At 64.7% G+C, this 16991-nt stretch carries 15 protein-coding genes and 1 pseudogene; 7 read left to right on the top strand and 9 right to left on the bottom strand.

What is annotated here, in order from left to right; translation table 11 throughout:
- Positions 1 to 275 precede the first annotated feature (275 nt).
- The 6 genes and pseudogenes from HL671_RS07070 (at position 276) to HL671_RS07045 (ending at position 7329) form a co-directional block, all read left to right on the top strand.
- On the top strand, positions 276 to 1874 hold the full coding sequence (locus tag HL671_RS07070; RefSeq protein WP_172235972.1) for an ABC transporter substrate-binding protein: 1599 nt from the start codon (positions 276 to 278) through the stop codon (positions 1872 to 1874).
- Positions 1875 to 1937: 63 nt separating this feature from the next.
- Positions 1938 to 3347, top strand: a complete 1410-nt coding sequence (locus HL671_RS07065; protein WP_012044866.1) for an LLM class flavin-dependent oxidoreductase — start codon at positions 1938 to 1940, stop codon at positions 3345 to 3347.
- A gap of 39 nt (positions 3348 to 3386) precedes the next feature.
- Complete coding sequence (locus HL671_RS07060; protein ID WP_172235971.1) at positions 3387 to 4373, top strand: ABC transporter permease; 987 nt, start codon at positions 3387 to 3389, stop codon at positions 4371 to 4373.
- Positions 4373 to 5356: an ABC transporter permease gene (locus tag HL671_RS07055; protein ID WP_172235970.1), complete on the top strand. Its 984-nt coding sequence runs from the start codon at positions 4373 to 4375 to the stop codon at positions 5354 to 5356. Before HL671_RS07060 ends, HL671_RS07055 begins: the two co-directional genes overlap by 1 nt.
- Positions 5357 to 5358: 2 nt before the next feature.
- On the top strand, positions 5359 to 6366 hold the full coding sequence (locus HL671_RS07050) for an ABC transporter ATP-binding protein (protein WP_172235969.1): 1008 nt from the start codon (positions 5359 to 5361) through the stop codon (positions 6364 to 6366).
- Positions 6344 to 7329: pseudogene (locus tag HL671_RS07045) on the top strand (ABC transporter ATP-binding protein). Before HL671_RS07050 ends, HL671_RS07045 begins: the two are co-directional and overlap by 23 nt.
- 654 nt (positions 7330 to 7983) lie before the next feature.
- On the opposite strand, the gene HL671_RS07040 reads toward HL671_RS07045, so the two are convergent.
- From HL671_RS07040 to HL671_RS38250, 6 genes are all read right to left on the bottom strand, one after another.
- On the bottom strand, positions 7984 to 8226 hold the full coding sequence (locus HL671_RS07040) for a type II toxin-antitoxin system prevent-host-death family antitoxin (protein WP_172235968.1): 243 nt from the start codon (positions 8224 to 8226) through the stop codon (positions 7984 to 7986).
- Between the two features lie 225 nt (positions 8227 to 8451).
- The gene (locus HL671_RS07035) at positions 8452 to 10443 is read right to left on the bottom strand and encodes a UvrD-helicase domain-containing protein (protein ID WP_172235967.1); all 1992 of its coding nucleotides are present in this window, start codon (positions 10441 to 10443) and stop codon (positions 8452 to 8454) included.
- A 4-nt stretch (positions 10444 to 10447) separates the two neighbouring features.
- Entirely contained in the window at positions 10448 to 12397 is a 1950-nt protein-coding gene (locus HL671_RS07030) for an ATP-dependent nuclease (protein ID WP_172235966.1), read from the bottom strand.
- A 593-nt stretch (positions 12398 to 12990) separates the two neighbouring features.
- Positions 12991 to 13311, bottom strand: a complete 321-nt coding sequence (locus HL671_RS07025; protein WP_172235965.1) for a 4Fe-4S dicluster domain-containing protein — start codon at positions 13309 to 13311, stop codon at positions 12991 to 12993.
- The gene (locus HL671_RS07020) at positions 13308 to 14936 is read right to left on the bottom strand and encodes an FAD-dependent oxidoreductase (protein WP_172235964.1); all 1629 of its coding nucleotides are present in this window, start codon (positions 14934 to 14936) and stop codon (positions 13308 to 13310) included. Before HL671_RS07020 ends, HL671_RS07025 begins: the two co-directional genes overlap by 4 nt.
- Positions 14937 to 15400: 464 nt before the next feature.
- On the bottom strand, positions 15401 to 15610 hold the full coding sequence (locus HL671_RS38250; RefSeq protein WP_246579389.1) for a hypothetical protein: 210 nt from the start codon (positions 15608 to 15610) through the stop codon (positions 15401 to 15403).
- Between HL671_RS38250 and HL671_RS38245 the strand changes: the two genes are divergently transcribed.
- Positions 15594 to 15812: a hypothetical protein gene (locus tag HL671_RS38245; protein ID WP_246579390.1), complete on the top strand. Its 219-nt coding sequence runs from the start codon at positions 15594 to 15596 to the stop codon at positions 15810 to 15812. The genes HL671_RS38250 and HL671_RS38245 overlap by 17 nt on opposite strands.
- A gap of 94 nt (positions 15813 to 15906) precedes the next feature.
- On the opposite strand, the gene HL671_RS07010 is transcribed toward HL671_RS38245, so the two are convergent.
- From HL671_RS07010 to HL671_RS07000, 3 genes are read right to left on the bottom strand one after another with little or no spacing between them, the layout of a single operon-like run.
- Complete coding sequence (locus HL671_RS07010; RefSeq protein ID WP_012044880.1) at positions 15907 to 16551, bottom strand: helix-turn-helix domain-containing protein; 645 nt, start codon at positions 16549 to 16551, stop codon at positions 15907 to 15909.
- Positions 16548 to 16742, bottom strand: coding sequence for a hypothetical protein (locus HL671_RS07005; protein ID WP_148221487.1), 195 nt, complete (start codon positions 16740 to 16742; stop codon positions 16548 to 16550). The genes HL671_RS07010 and HL671_RS07005 overlap by 4 nt, the downstream gene beginning before the upstream one ends.
- A 1-nt stretch (position 16743) precedes the next feature.
- The gene (locus tag HL671_RS07000; protein ID WP_168167911.1) at positions 16744 to 16896 is read right to left on the bottom strand and encodes a hypothetical protein; all 153 of its coding nucleotides are present in this window, start codon (positions 16894 to 16896) and stop codon (positions 16744 to 16746) included.
- Between the last annotated feature and the right edge of the window lie 95 nt (positions 16897 to 16991).

Raw genomic sequence — 16991 nt, 5'->3', positions numbered from 1 at the left:
GTTCGAGGGCGCGATCGACAGTCACATCCGCGCGTCGTGATCTGATCATCACGCGTTGTCAGCGCTTGATGACCGACCGAACCGATGCGTCATGATAGACACGAGCGACAGAGAATTTGCTTTTTTTGTTGGCGACACCCGCGCGCGAACGCATTCGCATTGTCACGTGTCAGCAGCTGCATTCTTTTCATTTGCGATTGGCCGACCAAATCGGATTGATTGATCAGTTGTTTGATGAATTACTCGTGCGATCGATTATCACCTGATGAGAATAAATGCTCCTCACGCGTCGCAATCTCAGCAAGACCCTTCTATTCGGAACGATCACTGCCGCCGCCGGCCATGCGCGCACGTCGCAGGCCGCAGAGCCGCGGCGTGGCGGAACGCTCAACCTGGTCATTCAGCCCGAACCCCCGATTCTGGTGAGCCTCACTCATACCGCAGGGCCGACGACGCGGGTCAGCCCGAAGATCACGGAAGGTCTTCTCACCTTTGATCTCGACTTCAGGCCGCGGCCGCAACTGGCGACGGACTGGCAAGTCAGCGACGACGGCCTGCGCTACACCTTTGCTCTGCGGCGCGGCGTGAAGTGGCATGACGGCCGGGATTTCACCTCGGCCGACGTCGCCTACTCCATCAGCCTGCTCAAGCAGCATCACCCGCGCGGCCGCGGCACGCTGTCGTCCGTCCGCGAGGTCGAGACACCCGATGCGCACACCGCCACAATCGCGCTGGACAAGCCGGCGCCCTATCTGCTCGCCGCGTTGACGGCCTCGGAATCGCCGATCGTGCCGCGCCATGTCTATGAGGGCAGCGATCCCCTGAACAATCCGAACGGGCGTGCGCCGATCGGTACCGGTCCGTTCGTGTTCAAGGAGTGGCAGCAGGGCAGCCACATCATTCTCGAGCGCAATCCGACTTATTGGGACCCGGGCAAGCCCTATCTCGACCGTATCGTCGTCCGCTTCATCGCCGATGCCAATGCACGCGCCGTCGCGCTGGAGACCGGTGAGATCCATCTGGCGCCCGACACGCCGGTTCCGCTCGGACAGATCGAAGCGCTGAAGTCCAACCCGGCGCTGCTGATCGAGACCCGCGGCTACGATTACCAGCCGATCGTCTACCGCCTCGAATTCAATCTCGCCAATCCATACTTCGCCAAGCGCGAGGTGCGCGCCGCCGTCGCCCACGCGATCGATCGCGACGCGATCACCCGCGTCGTGTTCTATGGCTGGGGCCGGAATGCGCCGAGCGCGATCAGCCCTGCCCTAAAGCAGTTCCACAACCCCGACATTCCCCGCCACGATTTCGATCCGAAGAAGGCCGAGGCGCTGCTCGATGCCGCCGGCTATCCACGCGGTCCAGACGGCATCCGCTTCAAGGTGTTCCACGACTACATGCCCTACAGCGAGGCCTACCAGCAGCTCGGCGCCTACACGCGCCAGGCGCTCGCCAATATCGGCATTGGCGTGACCTTGCGGGCGCAGGACGTCCCGACCTGGTTCAAACGGACCTACACCAACCGCGATTTCGATTTCATGAGCAACGGCATGAGCCACTCGTTCGATCCGACGGTCGGGGTGCAGCGGCTGTATTGGTCGAAGAACTTCAAGCCCGGCGTGCCATTCTCCAACGGCTCGGGCTACAGCAATCCGGAGGTCGACCGGCTGCTGGAGGCGGCCGCAGTCGAGAGCGATCCGGCCAGGCGACGCGAACTGTTCAAGGCCTTCCAGGTCATCGTCGCCACCGACCTGCCCGACGTCAATCTCGTCACCGGCGCCAATTTGACCATCGCCAATCGCAAGGTGCGCGACCACACCACCACGATCGACGGCCCATCGGCGAACTTCGCCGATGTCTGGCTCGAGGCATAGCGATGACCGGCGCCGATCCCGAGCCGTTTGCGTTTCAATAGCGGCGCATCGCAGGAGAGATCCTTGCCCAGGACACCCAAGACCATCGCCGTGAACGGCTTCGCGATCTTCAGCCCGGTGCATCTGTCGCCCGGGTTGTGGCGCCATCCGGACGACCGCTCGCTGGAGTTCGACACGCTCCGCTATTGGACCGACGTGGCGCGGACACTCGAGGCCGGCAGGTTCGATTCGATCTTCATCGCCGACGGCATCGGCATTCATGACGTCTATGCCGGCAATGCTGACGCCGCGCTCAGCACGGCGGCGCAGATCCCGAAGCTCGATCCGATGCTGCTGGTCTCGGCCATGGCTGCTGTCACCGAGCATCTCGGCCTCGGCATCACCGCATCCGTCTCCTACGAGCCGCCCTTCACCCTGGCGCGCCGCTTCTCGACGCTCGATCACCTGACACGCGGCCGCATCGCCTGGAACATCGTCACCGGCTATTCCGCGGCGGCCTCGCGGGCGGTCGGCCGTGCCGACATTATGGCGCATGATCCGCGCTACGATCTCGCCGACGAATTCCTCGATGCGGTCTATGCGCTGTGGGAAGGCAGCTGGGACGACGGCGCGGTCATCGCCGATCGCGACCGCGGCGTGTTCGCCGATCCCAGCCGTATCCGCAAGGTCCATCACCAGGGTCAGCATTTCAAGGTCGACGCCATCCATCTTGTGCACCCGTCGCCGCAGCGGACGCCGTTCCTGTTCCAGGCCGGCGCCTCCCACCGCGGCAAGGACTTTGCCGCGCGCCATGCCGAAGCGGTGTTTCTCGGCGAGCATTCGAAGACGCGCACCGCCGCCAATGTCGCGGAAACACGGGCGCGTGCCCAGGCGTTCGGCCGCAACGCAAACGACATCCGCTTCTTCGGCCTGATCACCGTCATCGTCGGCGAGACCCGTGCCGAGGCCGAAGCGAAATATCGTGACTATCAGCGCTACACCGACCCGAAGGGTGCGCTGGCGCTGCTGTCCGGCTGGACCGGCATCGACCTGTCCCGTTACAGCCTCGACGACCCGTTCCCGACCATCAAGAAGGACAACGCGGTCACCTCGATGATCGACACCTTCGCGGCGTCCGAGCGCGCCTGGACCATCCGCGACATCATCACCCACAATTTCATCGGCGGCCGCGGCCCGGTCGTGATCGGCTCGCCGGCCGAGGTTGCCGACGAGCTGCAGTCCTGGATCGCCGAGACCGATCTCGACGGCTTCAATCTGAGCTACGCGATCACGCCCGGCGGCTATCGCGACTTTGCCGATCTGGTCGTCCCGGAGCTGCAGCGGCGCGGCGTCTACAAGACGGACTACGCGCCCGGCACGCTCCGCGAGAAGACTTTTGGCGCCGGACATGCGCGGCTGCCTGACACGCACCCAGCCGCGCGCTTTCGTTTCGACGCGGCAGCGTCGCGCGCGCAGGCGCTGGCGTCGGTCTGAACCAATCATGCAGACACCATCCATCATCCGGGGGACGACATGTCGACCATGACCCGTCTTGCCAAGGTGCTGCGGCGGACCACGCTGCAGGCGGTGCCGACCGTCATCGGCATCGTCATCCTCAACTTCCTGCTGCTGCAGCTGGCTCCGGGCGATGCCGCCGACGTGCTCGCCGGCGAGTCGGGGTCGGCGACCATGGAGACCGTTGCGGCCCTGCGCGCGCGGTTCGGATTGGATCAGCCGGTGCTGGTCCAGCTGATCGCCTATCTCGACAATCTCGCCCATTTCAGCCTCGGCTTCTCGCCGCGCTACAATCTGCCGGTCTCCGACATCATCGCGCAGCGGCTGCCGGGCACGGTGATCCTTATGCTGACGGCGCTGGCGCTCGCCCTCGCCCTCGGCATCGCGCTCGGCACCGTGATGGCGACCTATGCGGGACGCTGGCCGGACCGGCTGATCTCGGTCGGCATCACGCTGTTCTATTCGATCCCCGGCTTCTGGATCGGCCTGATGCTGATCCTGCTGTTCTCGGTCAAGCTCGGCTGGCTACCGAGCGGCGGCTCCGGCACCATCGGCACCACTGTCAGCGGCTTCGCGCTCGTCATCGACCGGGCGCGCTACATGGTGCTGCCGGCGCTGTCGCTCGCACTGTTCTACATCGCGATCTATTCGCGGCTGACGCGCGCGGCGATGCTCGATGCGCAGACCCAGGACTATGTCCGCACCGCCGCGGCCAAGGGTCTCTCGCCGTTCGCGATCACCTTCAGTCATGTGCTGCGCAACGCCCTGCTCCCGGTAACGACGGTGGCCGGCATGCATCTCGGCGGCCTGCTCGGCGGCGCCGTCGTCGTCGAGACCGTGTACAGCTGGCCGGGGCTCGGCCGCCTCGCCTTCGAGGCGGTCATGAGCCGCGATTTCAGCGTGCTGCTCGGCATCCTCCTGCTGTCCTCACTGCTCGTGATCATCGCCAATGTGACGGTCGATCTCGTGCAGGCCTGGCTTGACCCGCGTATCGAGACCCGCTGATGCTCCAGATCAACACGCGCACCACCCTTCTGCAGCCGGAAGCCGACACGCAGCCGATTGCTGTCTCGGCCGAAGTCAGCCCATCGTCCTGGCCGAACCTGCACGCCGCCGACACCCATGTGATCAGCACGGACAGCCGGCCCCTGCGCCGCCTGACGCTGCTGCGGCTGGTCCGAAATCCCTCCGTCGCCGCCGGCGGCGCGCTGCTGTCGCTGATCATCATGGCCGCAGCGCTCGCGCCCTGGCTCTATCCCGGCGATCCCCTGTCGATGGTGGCGCGACCGCTGCTGTGGCCGGGCCAGAATGCGGCGTTTCCGTTCGGCACCGACTCGCTCGGCCGCGATGTCGCCGCCGGCCTGTTCCATGGCGCGCGGGTGTCGCTCTTGATCGGCGTCGTGGCCACCTCGATCGGCGTCAGCGTCGGCATCCTGGTCGGTGCCACCGCGGGCTATCGCGGCGGCTGGATCGACGACGTGCTGGTCCGCGTGATCGAGCTGTTCCAGACCGTGCCGAGCTTCATTCTCCTCGTCGTGCTGGTCGCGATCGCGCAGCCGTCGATCCTCACCGTGACCTGGGCGATCGGTCTCGTCACTTGGCCGACCATCGCGCGGCTCGTGCGGGCCGAATTCCGCGTGCTGCGCGAGAAGGATTTCGTGATGGCCGCGCGCAGCCTCGGCTTCGGCCATGGCCGCATCGTGATCCGCGAGATCCTGCCGAACGCCCTGCCGGCGATCATCGTCACAGCGTCCGTTATGGTCGCCACCGCGATCCTGATGGAGGCCGCACTGTCGTTCCTCGGGCTCGGCGATCCCAACGTCGTCAGCTGGGGCAGCATGATCGGCTCCGGGCGCGAGCTGATCCGCACTGCCTGGTATCTCACCGCTTTGCCCGGCGTGGTCATCGTGCTGACCGTGCTGGCGCTGAACCTGATCGGCGATGGCCTGACCGACGTGCTCAATCCGCGCACCGGCGTGGAGCGCTGACCATGGCGACCCTGCTCGACATCCAAGGGCTGACGATCAGCTTTCCGAACGCGACGCCGGTCAAGGACCTCAGCTTCCAGGTCGCCGAGGCGGAGACGCTCGCCATCGTCGGCGAATCCGGCTCGGGCAAGTCGCTGACCGCGCTCGCCTTGATGCGGCTGCTGCCGAAGACGGCTGATATCACCGACGGATCGATCCGCTTCGCCGGCGAGGATCTCGTCAACATCCCCGAGCCCGCGATGCGCGAGCGCCGCGGCCGCGACATCGCGATGATCTTCCAGGAGCCGATGACCTCGCTCAACCCGGTGCTCACGATCGGACGCCAGATCGTCGAGGTGCTGCGGCTGCATCGCGGGCTGACGCGTGCCCAGGCGCGGCGCGAGGCGCGCGACCTGCTCGATCTCGTCCGCATTCCCGATCCCGACCGCTGCCTCGACGACTATCCGCACCGGCTCTCCGGCGGCATGCGCCAGCGCGTGATGATCGCGATCGCGGTCGCCTGCCGGCCGAAGCTTTTGATCGCGGACGAGCCGACCACCGCGCTCGACGTCACGATCCAGGCCCAGGTGCTGGAGCTGCTCGATCGTCTCAGGCGCGAATTGTCGCTGGCGCTGCTGCTGATCACCCATGATCTCGGCGTCGTCGGCCAATGGGCGGACCGCGTCGTCGTGATGTATGCGGGACGCAAGGTCGAGGAGGCGCCGCCCGAGCCGCTGTTCAACGATCCCTTGCATCCGTACACGCAGGGCCTGCTCGCGGCCTCGCCGCGCCTGCACGACGATCTGCATTATCGCGACAGCCGGCTGTCGGAAATTCCCGGCAGCATCAGCTCCGCGGTCAAGGAAAAAGGCTGTCCGTTCGTGCCGCGCTGCCCACAGCGCCGCGACGTCTGCCGCACCGTCTTCCCTGATACGACAATGGCCGGCCTCGGCCGCAGCGTCGCCTGCCATGCCGTGCCGCCGCCGATTGCAACAGGACCATCGCTTCATGACGCTGCTGTCCGTCTCTGACCTCACCACCACCTACACCTCAGGCCGCAGCGCCGTGCATGCCGTCGACGGCGTGTCGCTCGAGATCGCGCGCGGCGAGACGATCGGCCTGGTCGGCGAATCCGGCTGCGGCAAGTCGACTTTGGGCAAGACGATCCTGCGGCTGGTCGAGCCGTCGGGCGGCCGCATCCTGTTCGACGGCGAGGACCTCACGGCTCTGCCGGAACGGGCGCTGCGCAGCCGGCGTAAGCGGCTGCAGATGGTGTTCCAGGATCCGTTCGCCTCGCTCAATCCGCGCCAGACCATCGGCGAGATCCTCAGCGCGCCGCTTGCTGTCCATGGCGTCAAATCGCGCGCGGAACGGCAGCGCCGCGTCGACGACATTCTCGCGCGCGTCGGCCTGCCGCCAGACAGCGCGCGANCGCGCGCGTCGGCCTGCCGCCAGACAGCGCGCGACGCTATCCGCACGAATTCTCCGGCGGCCAGCGCCAGCGCATCGGCATCGCCCGCGCGCTGATCCTGGGGCCCGACCTTATCGTCTGCGACGAGCCGGTGTCGGCGCTCGATCTGTCGGTGCAGGCGCAGATCCTCAACCTGCTCGCCGAGTTGAAGCAGGGTCTCAATCTGTCGCTGCTGTTCATCTCGCACGACCTCTCGGTGGTCCGCTATCTCTCCGACCGCGTGCTTGTGATGTATCTCGGCCGCATCGTCGAGAGCGGCAGCCACACGCAGATCTGGCACCGGCCGCTGCATCCCTACACCAAGGCGCTGATCGACGCGGTGCCCGACCCGACCCGCCGCCGCTACGCCGCGCCGCTGCCGGGCGACCTGCCCGACCCCCGCAGCGTCGGCGGCGGCTGCCGCTTTGCGCCGCGCTGCCCGATCGCAACCGAGATCTGCCGAACCCAGGACCCAGCACTGCGCGCCGCCGCAGCGGGACATCACGTCGCCTGCCATCATGCAGAGCCGGCGCTGGTGTCGTGAGCGGCCCTGCTCATGGGTCGGACGCAGGCCGAGTAGCCAGCGCCTCGTTGTTGTACGACGAAGGCGCGGGACATCGAGCGGCACGCTTTCTCCACGCTTCAAACAGCAAGCACGGCTTCGCGATCTCGCGGCCATCTCCGCCCGAGTTTTGTCCGAAGTGAACCTCTCCTCTCGAAGAAGAGGCGCAGGGAAGACCGGGTATCGACTGATACCCGCGGTCCGCGTGCAGCAAATAAGCACGCGGGAGAACCACAGGTTCAGCCCAATATCCGGCCTTCCCTGCGCGACGGTTTTGCGGGTTATAGGCGCTCTCCCCGGGGATCGGCTGTCTTGCCCCCGTCACCAGCGGATCATCATCCCCACCGGCTTGGCATCAGCACCGCGATGCCAGGACCACACCATTTCGCCGTCGCATCGCTCCGTTCGTCGGCGCGGGCTTTAACACCCGGCTGCAGAGCAACACCCCATCGCATCTTCCGACTCGACGCTCGTGACGATCGCGAAACGTCCCTCTTCCGCGAGCCGGGATGCGCGGAAATGTGGAGGTGATTTGCCCGGCGAGGCAAGGGATGAGTCCGCGACAAACTGGCACGACGGGCAGTTGGCGCATGCAGAGTATGCGAGGATTGCCCGTCGGGCAGATGATGCACAGCTTCAGAACTCAACAGTCCGTGCCGGGGAAGGAATACGTTCCGGCACTTCATCCGCTACGAGCGGAGCAGCTACCAACAGCCGCCCAAAGCTCGACACGTGGCTCAGCCGTTCCCATTCCTCATAGCTCAAAACGACCGCTGCACGCCTACCATGACGCATGATAATCGACGGCTTCCCTTCTACAGCCTGATCGACCAAAACGGAGAGGTTGGCTTCTGCATCACGAAGGTAAATTTCGCGCATTGCTTTGCTGGCCCGAACTGCGATGAAAGTAGCACAGAATACAGATTGCGATCCACGGCAAGCCTGGAGCCGCCTGCCGTGCGTTCACGATCAAACCTTCTCAGATCGGCACAGCCGAGCAGTCAACGAGCTGGTAAACTGTCGCCGAATTCCCAAGGGAGCAGATGGCGTGCAATAGTCCACGATTATAGTCGAAATTAAATGCCCTTTCACCGGTGACCTTGCTCATTCCCTCCGCTCCGTAGCCTGCGCGACGAGATCGACGACTTTCCACCCTTGGTCCGTGGCGGGTCCAACAAGGTCGGTTGCTTCGGATTTGCGCAGCGCGAGACCCAGCAACTCGCGGGGCCTGGTAACGCCCACGAAGACGTTTGTCGCTGCGGTGAGCCTTACTCCCGTAAAAGACTCGTTGGTGACGCCGAACGCGCGTGGGAGCACTGAGGTCAGGTCGATACACTGCTCGTCTGCACTACTACCCTTCCAAACCTCGCTTTCAACGACAAGAATGCCATCTACGCTCTTGCCCTTGACCGAGTGGATCGAGCCCAGCCGCAATGTGAGATCGTCGAATTGAACCTGTTTCGTGGAGCGACGCTCGGGGTCGGCAAGATCGGCCTTCTGTTCGGCAACAAAGGCGCAAAAATCAGCGATATCGCCGTCGGAGCCCTGCGGAGCCGGGCTGAACAGTGGGAGCAACTCTTCCATGAAGGCCCGCCATGCCGCCTCTTCCCAAACAGCAGCGCCGGCAAGCACATGGTCCCGCAGCAGTCGACGAATAGTACGGGGTAACGCGAGGTCGCGATGCGCCAGCACCACCCAGACATTGTGCGCGGTGATCGGACGATCATTTGCCGCCTTCCAACCATGAAGCCGCGCCCGTCCAGACACCCCCGCGGCGAGCATCTCACTGACTTCCGCGGGTGGTCGTGCCGCGGCATAGTGCACCGCAGCCTTCTGAAGCTGCCGGCAAAGGAGGTTCGCTTTCGATCGAGATCCTCCCTCGCTTCGATATGCGGGATAATAGTCGACCAGACTTCGGGGCTGCCACGCCCCTTTCTTCACGGCCAGTTTGTGCCGCGACGCGACTGCCCAGATGTCGCGCGTGCTGCAATCGCCACCCCACAGCGCACGCGCCTCTTTGACGAAGGCTTCGAGAACCCGACCGATCGTAGGTTCATCAAACAAGAGCATCACGCGCGACGCGGGCCGAGCGCCAAGGCCCACAATGGTCTGAGCTTGACGCACGGTCAGCCGGCTTGCGAACTCGGCGATCTCCCCGCCGAACCTGCGGCTCGTATCGAGAGGGATACACCCAGGACCCGGCGTCCAATAGGCCGGTGCAGCTCCATCGTCCTCGTATAGCGTTTGATTGCTGTCACCAAGACGCTGGAACGCCGCCCCGCCTTGCTTGAACACATGCTCCAGCAGCCGGAGTTGGTTGCCGTGTGTGTCCTGCGCCTCATCAAGAATGACGAGCGGAAATCGGTCGCGAAGCCGCTCGGCGAGAGCGGGGCGCTCGCGTAGCGCACGCCACGCGAGCGCGGTCATGTCGGCGTAACGGTAGAGCCCACTCTTGACCATCGAGGCCTTGAGGGATTCAAGCGCCTTCCCACATTCGGTGTGGGCGCCCCATTGCCCTTTCCGGCAGCGCACGGCCAAAGCGCTTGGCTCGGCGGCGGTGTCGGTGAAGGCTGGGTCCAGCTCGAGAAGCGCGATCCAGTCCTCGAGCTTGCGTTTCAGTTTGAGCTTTCGGTTCTTGGCGAGGTCGTCGAGGACGCGCCAACCCGGATACCGCCGCAACGCCTCAGCCACGAAGGCATCGTCGTCAATTTGACGCACGTGCCAGCCCAGGCCTCGAAGATAGGGCAAGGCGAGATACTGGTTGATAAAAGCTGTGACCGTGCCGGTGAAATGAGGATAGGCCATCAGCCGCGCGGCAGTCGGATGACGGGAGATCAAATCTTCGACCTCGGTCCGCGCCGCGTTGGTGTGAGAGATGACGCAGACGCCACGCCTACGGGTGGTCCAGTTGCGCGACAGCAGCGCGAGCTTGGCTGCGAGCAGCGTCGTCTTGCCGTTGCCGGGAGCTGCCTGAACGTCGCATGGGATGATCTTCGCCAAGAAGTCGGTCTGGCTTGGATCGGTGAAATTACAGCCGCCAAGCTCGTCGCCAAGTTCGGCAAGCAATTCGGGGGTGAGCGGCAGGATCTCGATCATCCTTCTACACCTTCACCGCGGGCGCGCCGTCCACACCGATCTCTTGGTCTTCGGCTTCCGGCTCAGCGGCGATCACTGGCGCCCCGGACTCGTAGCTGTCCGTCACATAGTCAATTGCGCGCACCAGATAGGGCGGGAGCCACTTGCGCATCTGCTCCGGCGTATCCGTGCGTTGGCGCAGTATGGCGGCGAGCCGCTCGGCGACCTCGGCTTTAGACGCCTCCTTGTCATGGACGGGCTGGTAAATCTTGACGGCGATCTCGGTCGCAGAGAACCCAGCCTCTTTCCATTCTGCGTAGGTTTCGCTGGCCTTCTGCACGATCATGGCAAGCCGCTCAGACTTGCGACTGCTAGTTTTTGCGAGCTGGACCGACTGGTGAACGCTCTCTGCTAGCTCAGGCCGTAGCGCGAGATCGAACTCAAGCGTCCAGCTGTCGGCAACGAAAGCGTCGACATGGTCTCCGACGTCGCGCCGCAGCGTCTTCAGCCGCGCTTCGATCTCACCCTGCGTCAGCTCGTTCTCGGTCCTCCGACTACCAACGAGAGTCTTCGCCTCAGCCGGCGGGATGTCCCTGTCGGGGATCAGCGCCACAGGTACCGGGATCGCGTTCCCGGTCCTGCGCTGCAGGATCCGGCTGTACCGAAACAGACCGCGGTGACCGACATTAACGATCGACACGCCGTGACGGCTGAGTGGACGGCCGAGCTTCTCGGCAATTGCGGGTAGCAACAGGAACTCACCGTCGCCCTCGACCACAATCAGCGCGCGGGCGAAAAACAGGTTTGCCTTTGTCGCGTCAAGGAATCTTCGAAGGAACTCATAGTCGTCGGCGTCAAGCCGGGTATGCGCAGCGCCCAGCGGAAAGGCGCGGTGACCGACAATCATCGTCATGGTCTCAAGCTCTGCGCCGGCCGCGAGCTGCGGGCTATGAGTAGTGAGCAGGACCTGGACCTGTTGATGGGTCTCCGCCTTATCGGGATCCGGCTTTGTGGCGCGAGCGGCAAGCACCTCCATGAAGAGCGTCTGGTGCTGGGGATGCAGATGCGCTTCCGGCTCCTCAATCAGCAGAAATGGCACTTGATCAGGGTGCGACTGAAGCAACAATAGCTCTGCCGCCATGAACAGTAGGTTATTGTAGCCCAATCCGCGTTGTACGCGCGCAGTGCCTGCCTTCGAGTTGAGATAAAGCTCAAACCGTTCGAGGATCTGATCGAACGACCCGCCCGCACCGAGGTCCAGCGTCGCGACGAGGCGATCATCCACGAACGACAGCTTGTCGAGAAAATCGGTGTTCACGCTGCTAGCGACGCCCCCCACGGCTGGGTTTTCTCGGACTGCCGTATCGGCAGCAGCGAGCGTGTCGTGGAGCGTAGCCCTGGCGCCTGGCGCGGCTGGCTTGCTCTGTGAGCCCATCGTGGGCATCGCACCGAGAATGCGCGACAGGCGCGACCGGCGGCCCGCTCGCATCTCTCGTTCGGCGTCCCGCAAAGGCTTGAGATAGGTGGCCTTCAGATACTCCCGCAGTTCGCCATCGAGTGGCAGGCCTTCGCCTTCAGCGCCGGCTCGATGCTGACTCGACACGATGCTGCCCCCGCCGGGTGACACACGGCGGGCGCCCCGCATGCAAACGTGCAGACGTAGCTTTCCCTTCTCGTTGGTGCACCATTCGAGAAATCGGGCTTCTTCGTCAGCGCTGAGATCGTCGAAGGTGCAACGAACGAGGAAGTCTAACCCTCGGATGCCGGTCGCGCTGACATGGAAGTCGTGCTCGTCGGGGCGGATATAGTCGTCGCCACGTGTCCAAAGGACATATCGAGCAGCATCAATGATCGCGCTCTTGCCGGCATCGTTTGGCCCGACGAGGATATTGAGACCGGGCGAGAGCTTCAAATGCAATGGGGCGGTCGGTTCGAAACATCGGAAGCCGCTAGCGTGAATTTCGGAAATATACACCGTCGCTCCCCAGGGCGTTTTATCTTCGCGCCGCGCTGTTGGCTCGCGCAGGGCAGTCGGCAAGAAATCCACAACCGTTGGCGAAATCGCGTCATCGCAACACGATGCTCTACGGGAATATTTTACAATCGGAGGCCGCCGCCCCCAAAATCATCTATCGCCTGCTATCGCCAGGACTGCAACTCAAAATAGCGAATTCTACTGCAGCCGCTCGTGGATAACACAAGCGGGCCATATGCTTCATGAGTCATTGGAGTTGACCATCGGCGACGAGCCTGTGTCAGCACCCGGCCACATGGTGGGGGCGAATATTGTCGATCTGCTCCCGAGCTGAAGCCGAGCCTCAATCCGCCGCGGCTGTCATCTCGCACGACCTATCTGTCGTCCGCCATCTCTCCGACCGCGTGCTGGTGATCCATCTCGGCCGCAATCGGCTGCGCGTTGATGATTGAATTCTGAAGCTCGATGTTTCGAAAATTCGGCGCAAGACAATATCGAGATTCCGGGTTCAAGGCCTGCGGCCTTGCCCCGGAATGACGGGGATTGCGATGCAGTCGGATAAGTGAGGCGCCGGCCGAACCGCCGCCATCCCCTCACTGCCCAAACAGCCGAAAGCTGCGATCCGCCTCGCGCAGATGCTCCGTCTCCTCGGTCCAGCCGACGGCGCGGCGGTAGCTGCCGAGCAGGCCGCTCTGGCGGGCGGCGACCACGTCGATACCCTGAGGCTGCTCGGCGAAGGGGGAGACGAACAGCGCGTCCTCGGGGCAATAGAGCTCGCACAGGAAACAGGTCTGGCAATCGGCCTGGCGGGCGATCACGGGAAGGCCTTCGGTCTTGTCGAAGACGTTGGTCGGACAGGCCGTCACGCAGATGTTGCAGGCGGTGCAGCGCTCGGGATCGATGATTTCGATCATTCCGCGGCCTCCACCAGCGCGCCCTCGTCATGCGGGCGGGCCGCGGTCCAGACCTCGTCGAGCCCGCCCGAGGTCACGTAGTGGCGCTGCCGCGCATCCGGCTGCGGATGATCCTCGCGCCAATGCATGCCGCGGCTCTCGGTGCGCGCCAGCGCGCTGCGATACATCCAGCGCGCGGTGGCGAGCATCGCCGCGCCTTCGCGGGTCCGGATCAGGTCCGGCCACGCCGCGGCGTCGGCGTCCGTCACATCGCGCCAGAGCTGGTCGAGCCGACCGAGCGAGGCCGTCAGCCGGTCGGCGTTGCGGAAATAGTTGATCTCGTACGGATACGCTTCGTCCTGCACCGCGCGGGCGAGCTGCGCCGGATCGAGCGCGCGCTGGGGCGCCGCCTGCAGGCCGGCCGTGCCGGCGCGCCGCACCGATGTGTCCGGAGCCCGCTTTGTCTGCAGGGCGTAGTCCGCCGCGCCGCGGCCGGCAAAGCTGCCCGAGGAGATCGCCCAGGCCGCGTTGTGGCTGCCGCCGCCGGTGAAGCCGCCGCAGATCAGCTCGCGCGTCGCGGCATCGCCGGCCGCAAAGAGGCCCGGCACCGTGGTGGCGCAGCTGTCGTCTGTGATGCGCAGGCCGCCGGTGCCGCGGATCGTGCCCTCCAGCCGCAAGGTGATCGGGAAGCGCTCCGTGAACGGATCGATGCCAGTGCGGTCATAGGGCAGGAAGAAGTTCGGCTGCGAGGCGCGCATTGTCGCGCGCACCTGCTCGTCCGCCTTGTCGAGCTGCGCATAGACCGGCCCCTGCGAGAGCGCACGCGCGATCGCTTTGCGTCCGCCCTTGGAGGCCGCGCCGGGAACGACGCTGCCATCCTCATAGGTGAAGGTCGCCCAGCCGAAGAACAGCGTCTTGGTGACCGAGCCGAACGCGGCCGAGATCGCATAGGCGTTGGAGAACTCCATGCCGCTGAACTCGGCGCCGGCCTCCGCCGCCATCAGATAGCCGTCGCCGGTCAGCCCGTTGGAGCCGAGCGTCTTGCTCAGGAACGCGCATCCACCGGTGGCGACGACGACTGCGCCCGCGCGCACCGTCCAGCTGTCCTCATGCTGGCGCCGCACGCCGCTCGCGCCGGCCACCGCGCCGCTGTCGTCGACCAGCAGCTCCAGCGCCGGACTGTGATCGAGGATGGTGACGCCGGCCGACTTGGTCCGCTTGCGCATCAGCCGCATGTATTCCGGACCCTGCAGCGAATTGCGCCGCGGCTGGCCGTCGTCGCCGGCCGGATACGGATAGCCCCACTCCGCCAGGCGGTTGCTCTGCGCGTAGGTCTCGTCGAGCACCCGTGCCATCCAGTGGCGGCTCTGCAGATAGCCGCCCGCCGCTTCGCGGCTGGCCATCGCCGCCTCGCGCTGGGCCGGCGCCGGGTCGACATACCAGACGCCGGTGCCGGACGGCGCCGTCGCGCCCGACGTGCCGCAAAATCCCTTGTCGGCGAGCACGACGCGCGCACCACGCTCGGCGGCGCTGATCGCCGCCCATGTGCCGGCGGGGCCGCCACCGAGCACCAGCACATCGGCCTCGAACGCGACGCCGCCATTCGAATCGTTGCGCCTCTCCGCGCGCGGCCTGATAGCAACCATGAGCAAGCTCCGGACTATACATCGATTGATAAGAGCGTTGCGACATCGTCGTTCAGCGACGCAATCCACGCAATTCCACAGTTCGCCGATTGCGAGCAGCCGCGTGCTCGGCAGCGGTGAGGCCGGAGAATTTTTGTTTGAACTTGTCCGAACCGTGTGAGCTGCGGCGTTGCGCAACAGCGTGAGGTGTGACTCGATCTGGTGCCTCCTCCGTCATTGCGAGCGAAGCGAAGCAATCCAGGGTGGTGGGCGGGACCCTGGATTGCTTCGCTTCGCTCGCAATGACGTGGGGCTGGCGGCCGACCCGAATAGCGACATCGTCTCTGTCACTCGTCACATCTGTTATGACGGATGAAATTCTTATATCGCAGCCAAAGTCGATGCTGCACTGCGCAAGCCCGTCGCTTTCCCGGAGGAAAGCGCAGAGTGGTATCCATCTATTCTTGCCGGTATCCGCAGCAGGATTAGTCTCCACAATAGAAGAACGACAGCACGATCGTTCTCAACGACTGGAGACTTTCGATGAACGCCGCGATGCAGATGATGCCGATGCCTGCCATGATGGGCGGAATGATGAACCCGATGATGTCGGGCATGATGCCGATGTCCGGCGGCATGATGCCCATGGGGGCCCCGATGGGCGGCATGATGCCCGGCATGCCCATGATGGCCATGCCGATGATGGCCTGTCAGATGAAGTGCACGATGACGCCGACCGGCATGACCTGCGAGATGATGCCGATGGACGCCGCCATGAAGGACATGTTCATGAAGTGCTGCGAATCGATGATGTCGATGATGCAGATGGGCATGCCGATGATGATGAGCTGCGGCGGCATGATGATGATGTGCATGCCGATGAAGGCGGCGAGCTGATCCCAGCTGCTCGGCGAGAGCGGCGGTGCCGGCTTGGCCTGCCGCTCGACCTGTCTTGAAACAATCCGTCGTCGCGCTGTCTCCTGTCTCCGCCTCAGGAGACGCGCTCGGCATAGGTCATGACGAGATAGAGCACCGCTTCGCTGGTCACCAGGTTGCGGTAGACATGCGGCGCATCGGCCTCGAACAGCGCGGCATCGCCTTCGGCGAGCGTCATCGGCTTGTCGCTGCCGACCGCAATCTCGATCACGCCTTTCGCCACGAACAGATTCTCCCGCGTCCCCGGTGCGTGCGCCTCCGCGGTTTCCCGGTGCAGCGGCGCGATGCGCAGCTCGTAGAACTCCACGGTCCGGCTGCCCTCGAACGGAAACAGCGCCCGCGAGATGAACTTGCCGCTATTCGAGCTCAAGAGCTTGGCGTCGGAGCCGCGCAGGATGCAGGGACCGCGGGACGTCTCGCCTTCGAGCAACTGGGCGAAGGGAACATCCAGCGCATTGGCGATTTTCCAGAGCACGCTGATGGTCGGGACGCTCTTGCCGGTTTCGATCTGCCCGAGCATGGCCCGGCTGACCCCGGACTGCCGCGCCAGCCGCTCCAGCGAATGGCCGCGCCGCGTGCGTAAGCGGCGCAAATTGCGTCCGAGCACGATGTGAAGATCGGCCTGCGAGTCCGGCGGCAACGCGCCACTGGGCGAGAGCGACGCGCCGTTCTCCGGCGTCCGCTCGACCTGCTCGCTCATCCCCGCTCCCACGCCGGCGCGATCGATCCGACGGGCACCGGGACCCAGACGAAGGCCGGCCAGATCCACCACGCCCACAGCGCAGGCACCGCCTGGCCAGCGCCCTCGGGCGCGGCTCGCATCCCGGTCACCCGCTGCTGCCGCCGCGCGCGATACGCGTCCAAATCGATGATGTCAGCAGTGCTCGCCACGTCAGCGCTCGTGCTCTTGGGTGATCTCTTGGGTGATGCCGTCATCAGATGGTAATCCAAGCGGCGACGGCGACAAGCCGCCGGGAAAGAAAACAACAAAACCACCGCCGCTTTGCCGCTGGTAGCAAGCTTTGCCGGAGCCATCCATCTTCATGGCATCGATGTTTCACGCAGGCTGCCATGAGGCCACGCGGCCGCCTGCCTAGAAATCACGCAACCTAGATGCGGCGTTGAGACCGCGGAGATAGC

The sequence above is a fragment of the Bradyrhizobium denitrificans genome (assembly GCF_013179005.1).
In the GTDB taxonomy this organism is placed as follows: domain Bacteria; phylum Pseudomonadota; class Alphaproteobacteria; order Rhizobiales; family Xanthobacteraceae; genus Bradyrhizobium; species Bradyrhizobium denitrificans.
This window is presented reverse-complemented; position numbering and strand designations above follow the sequence as displayed.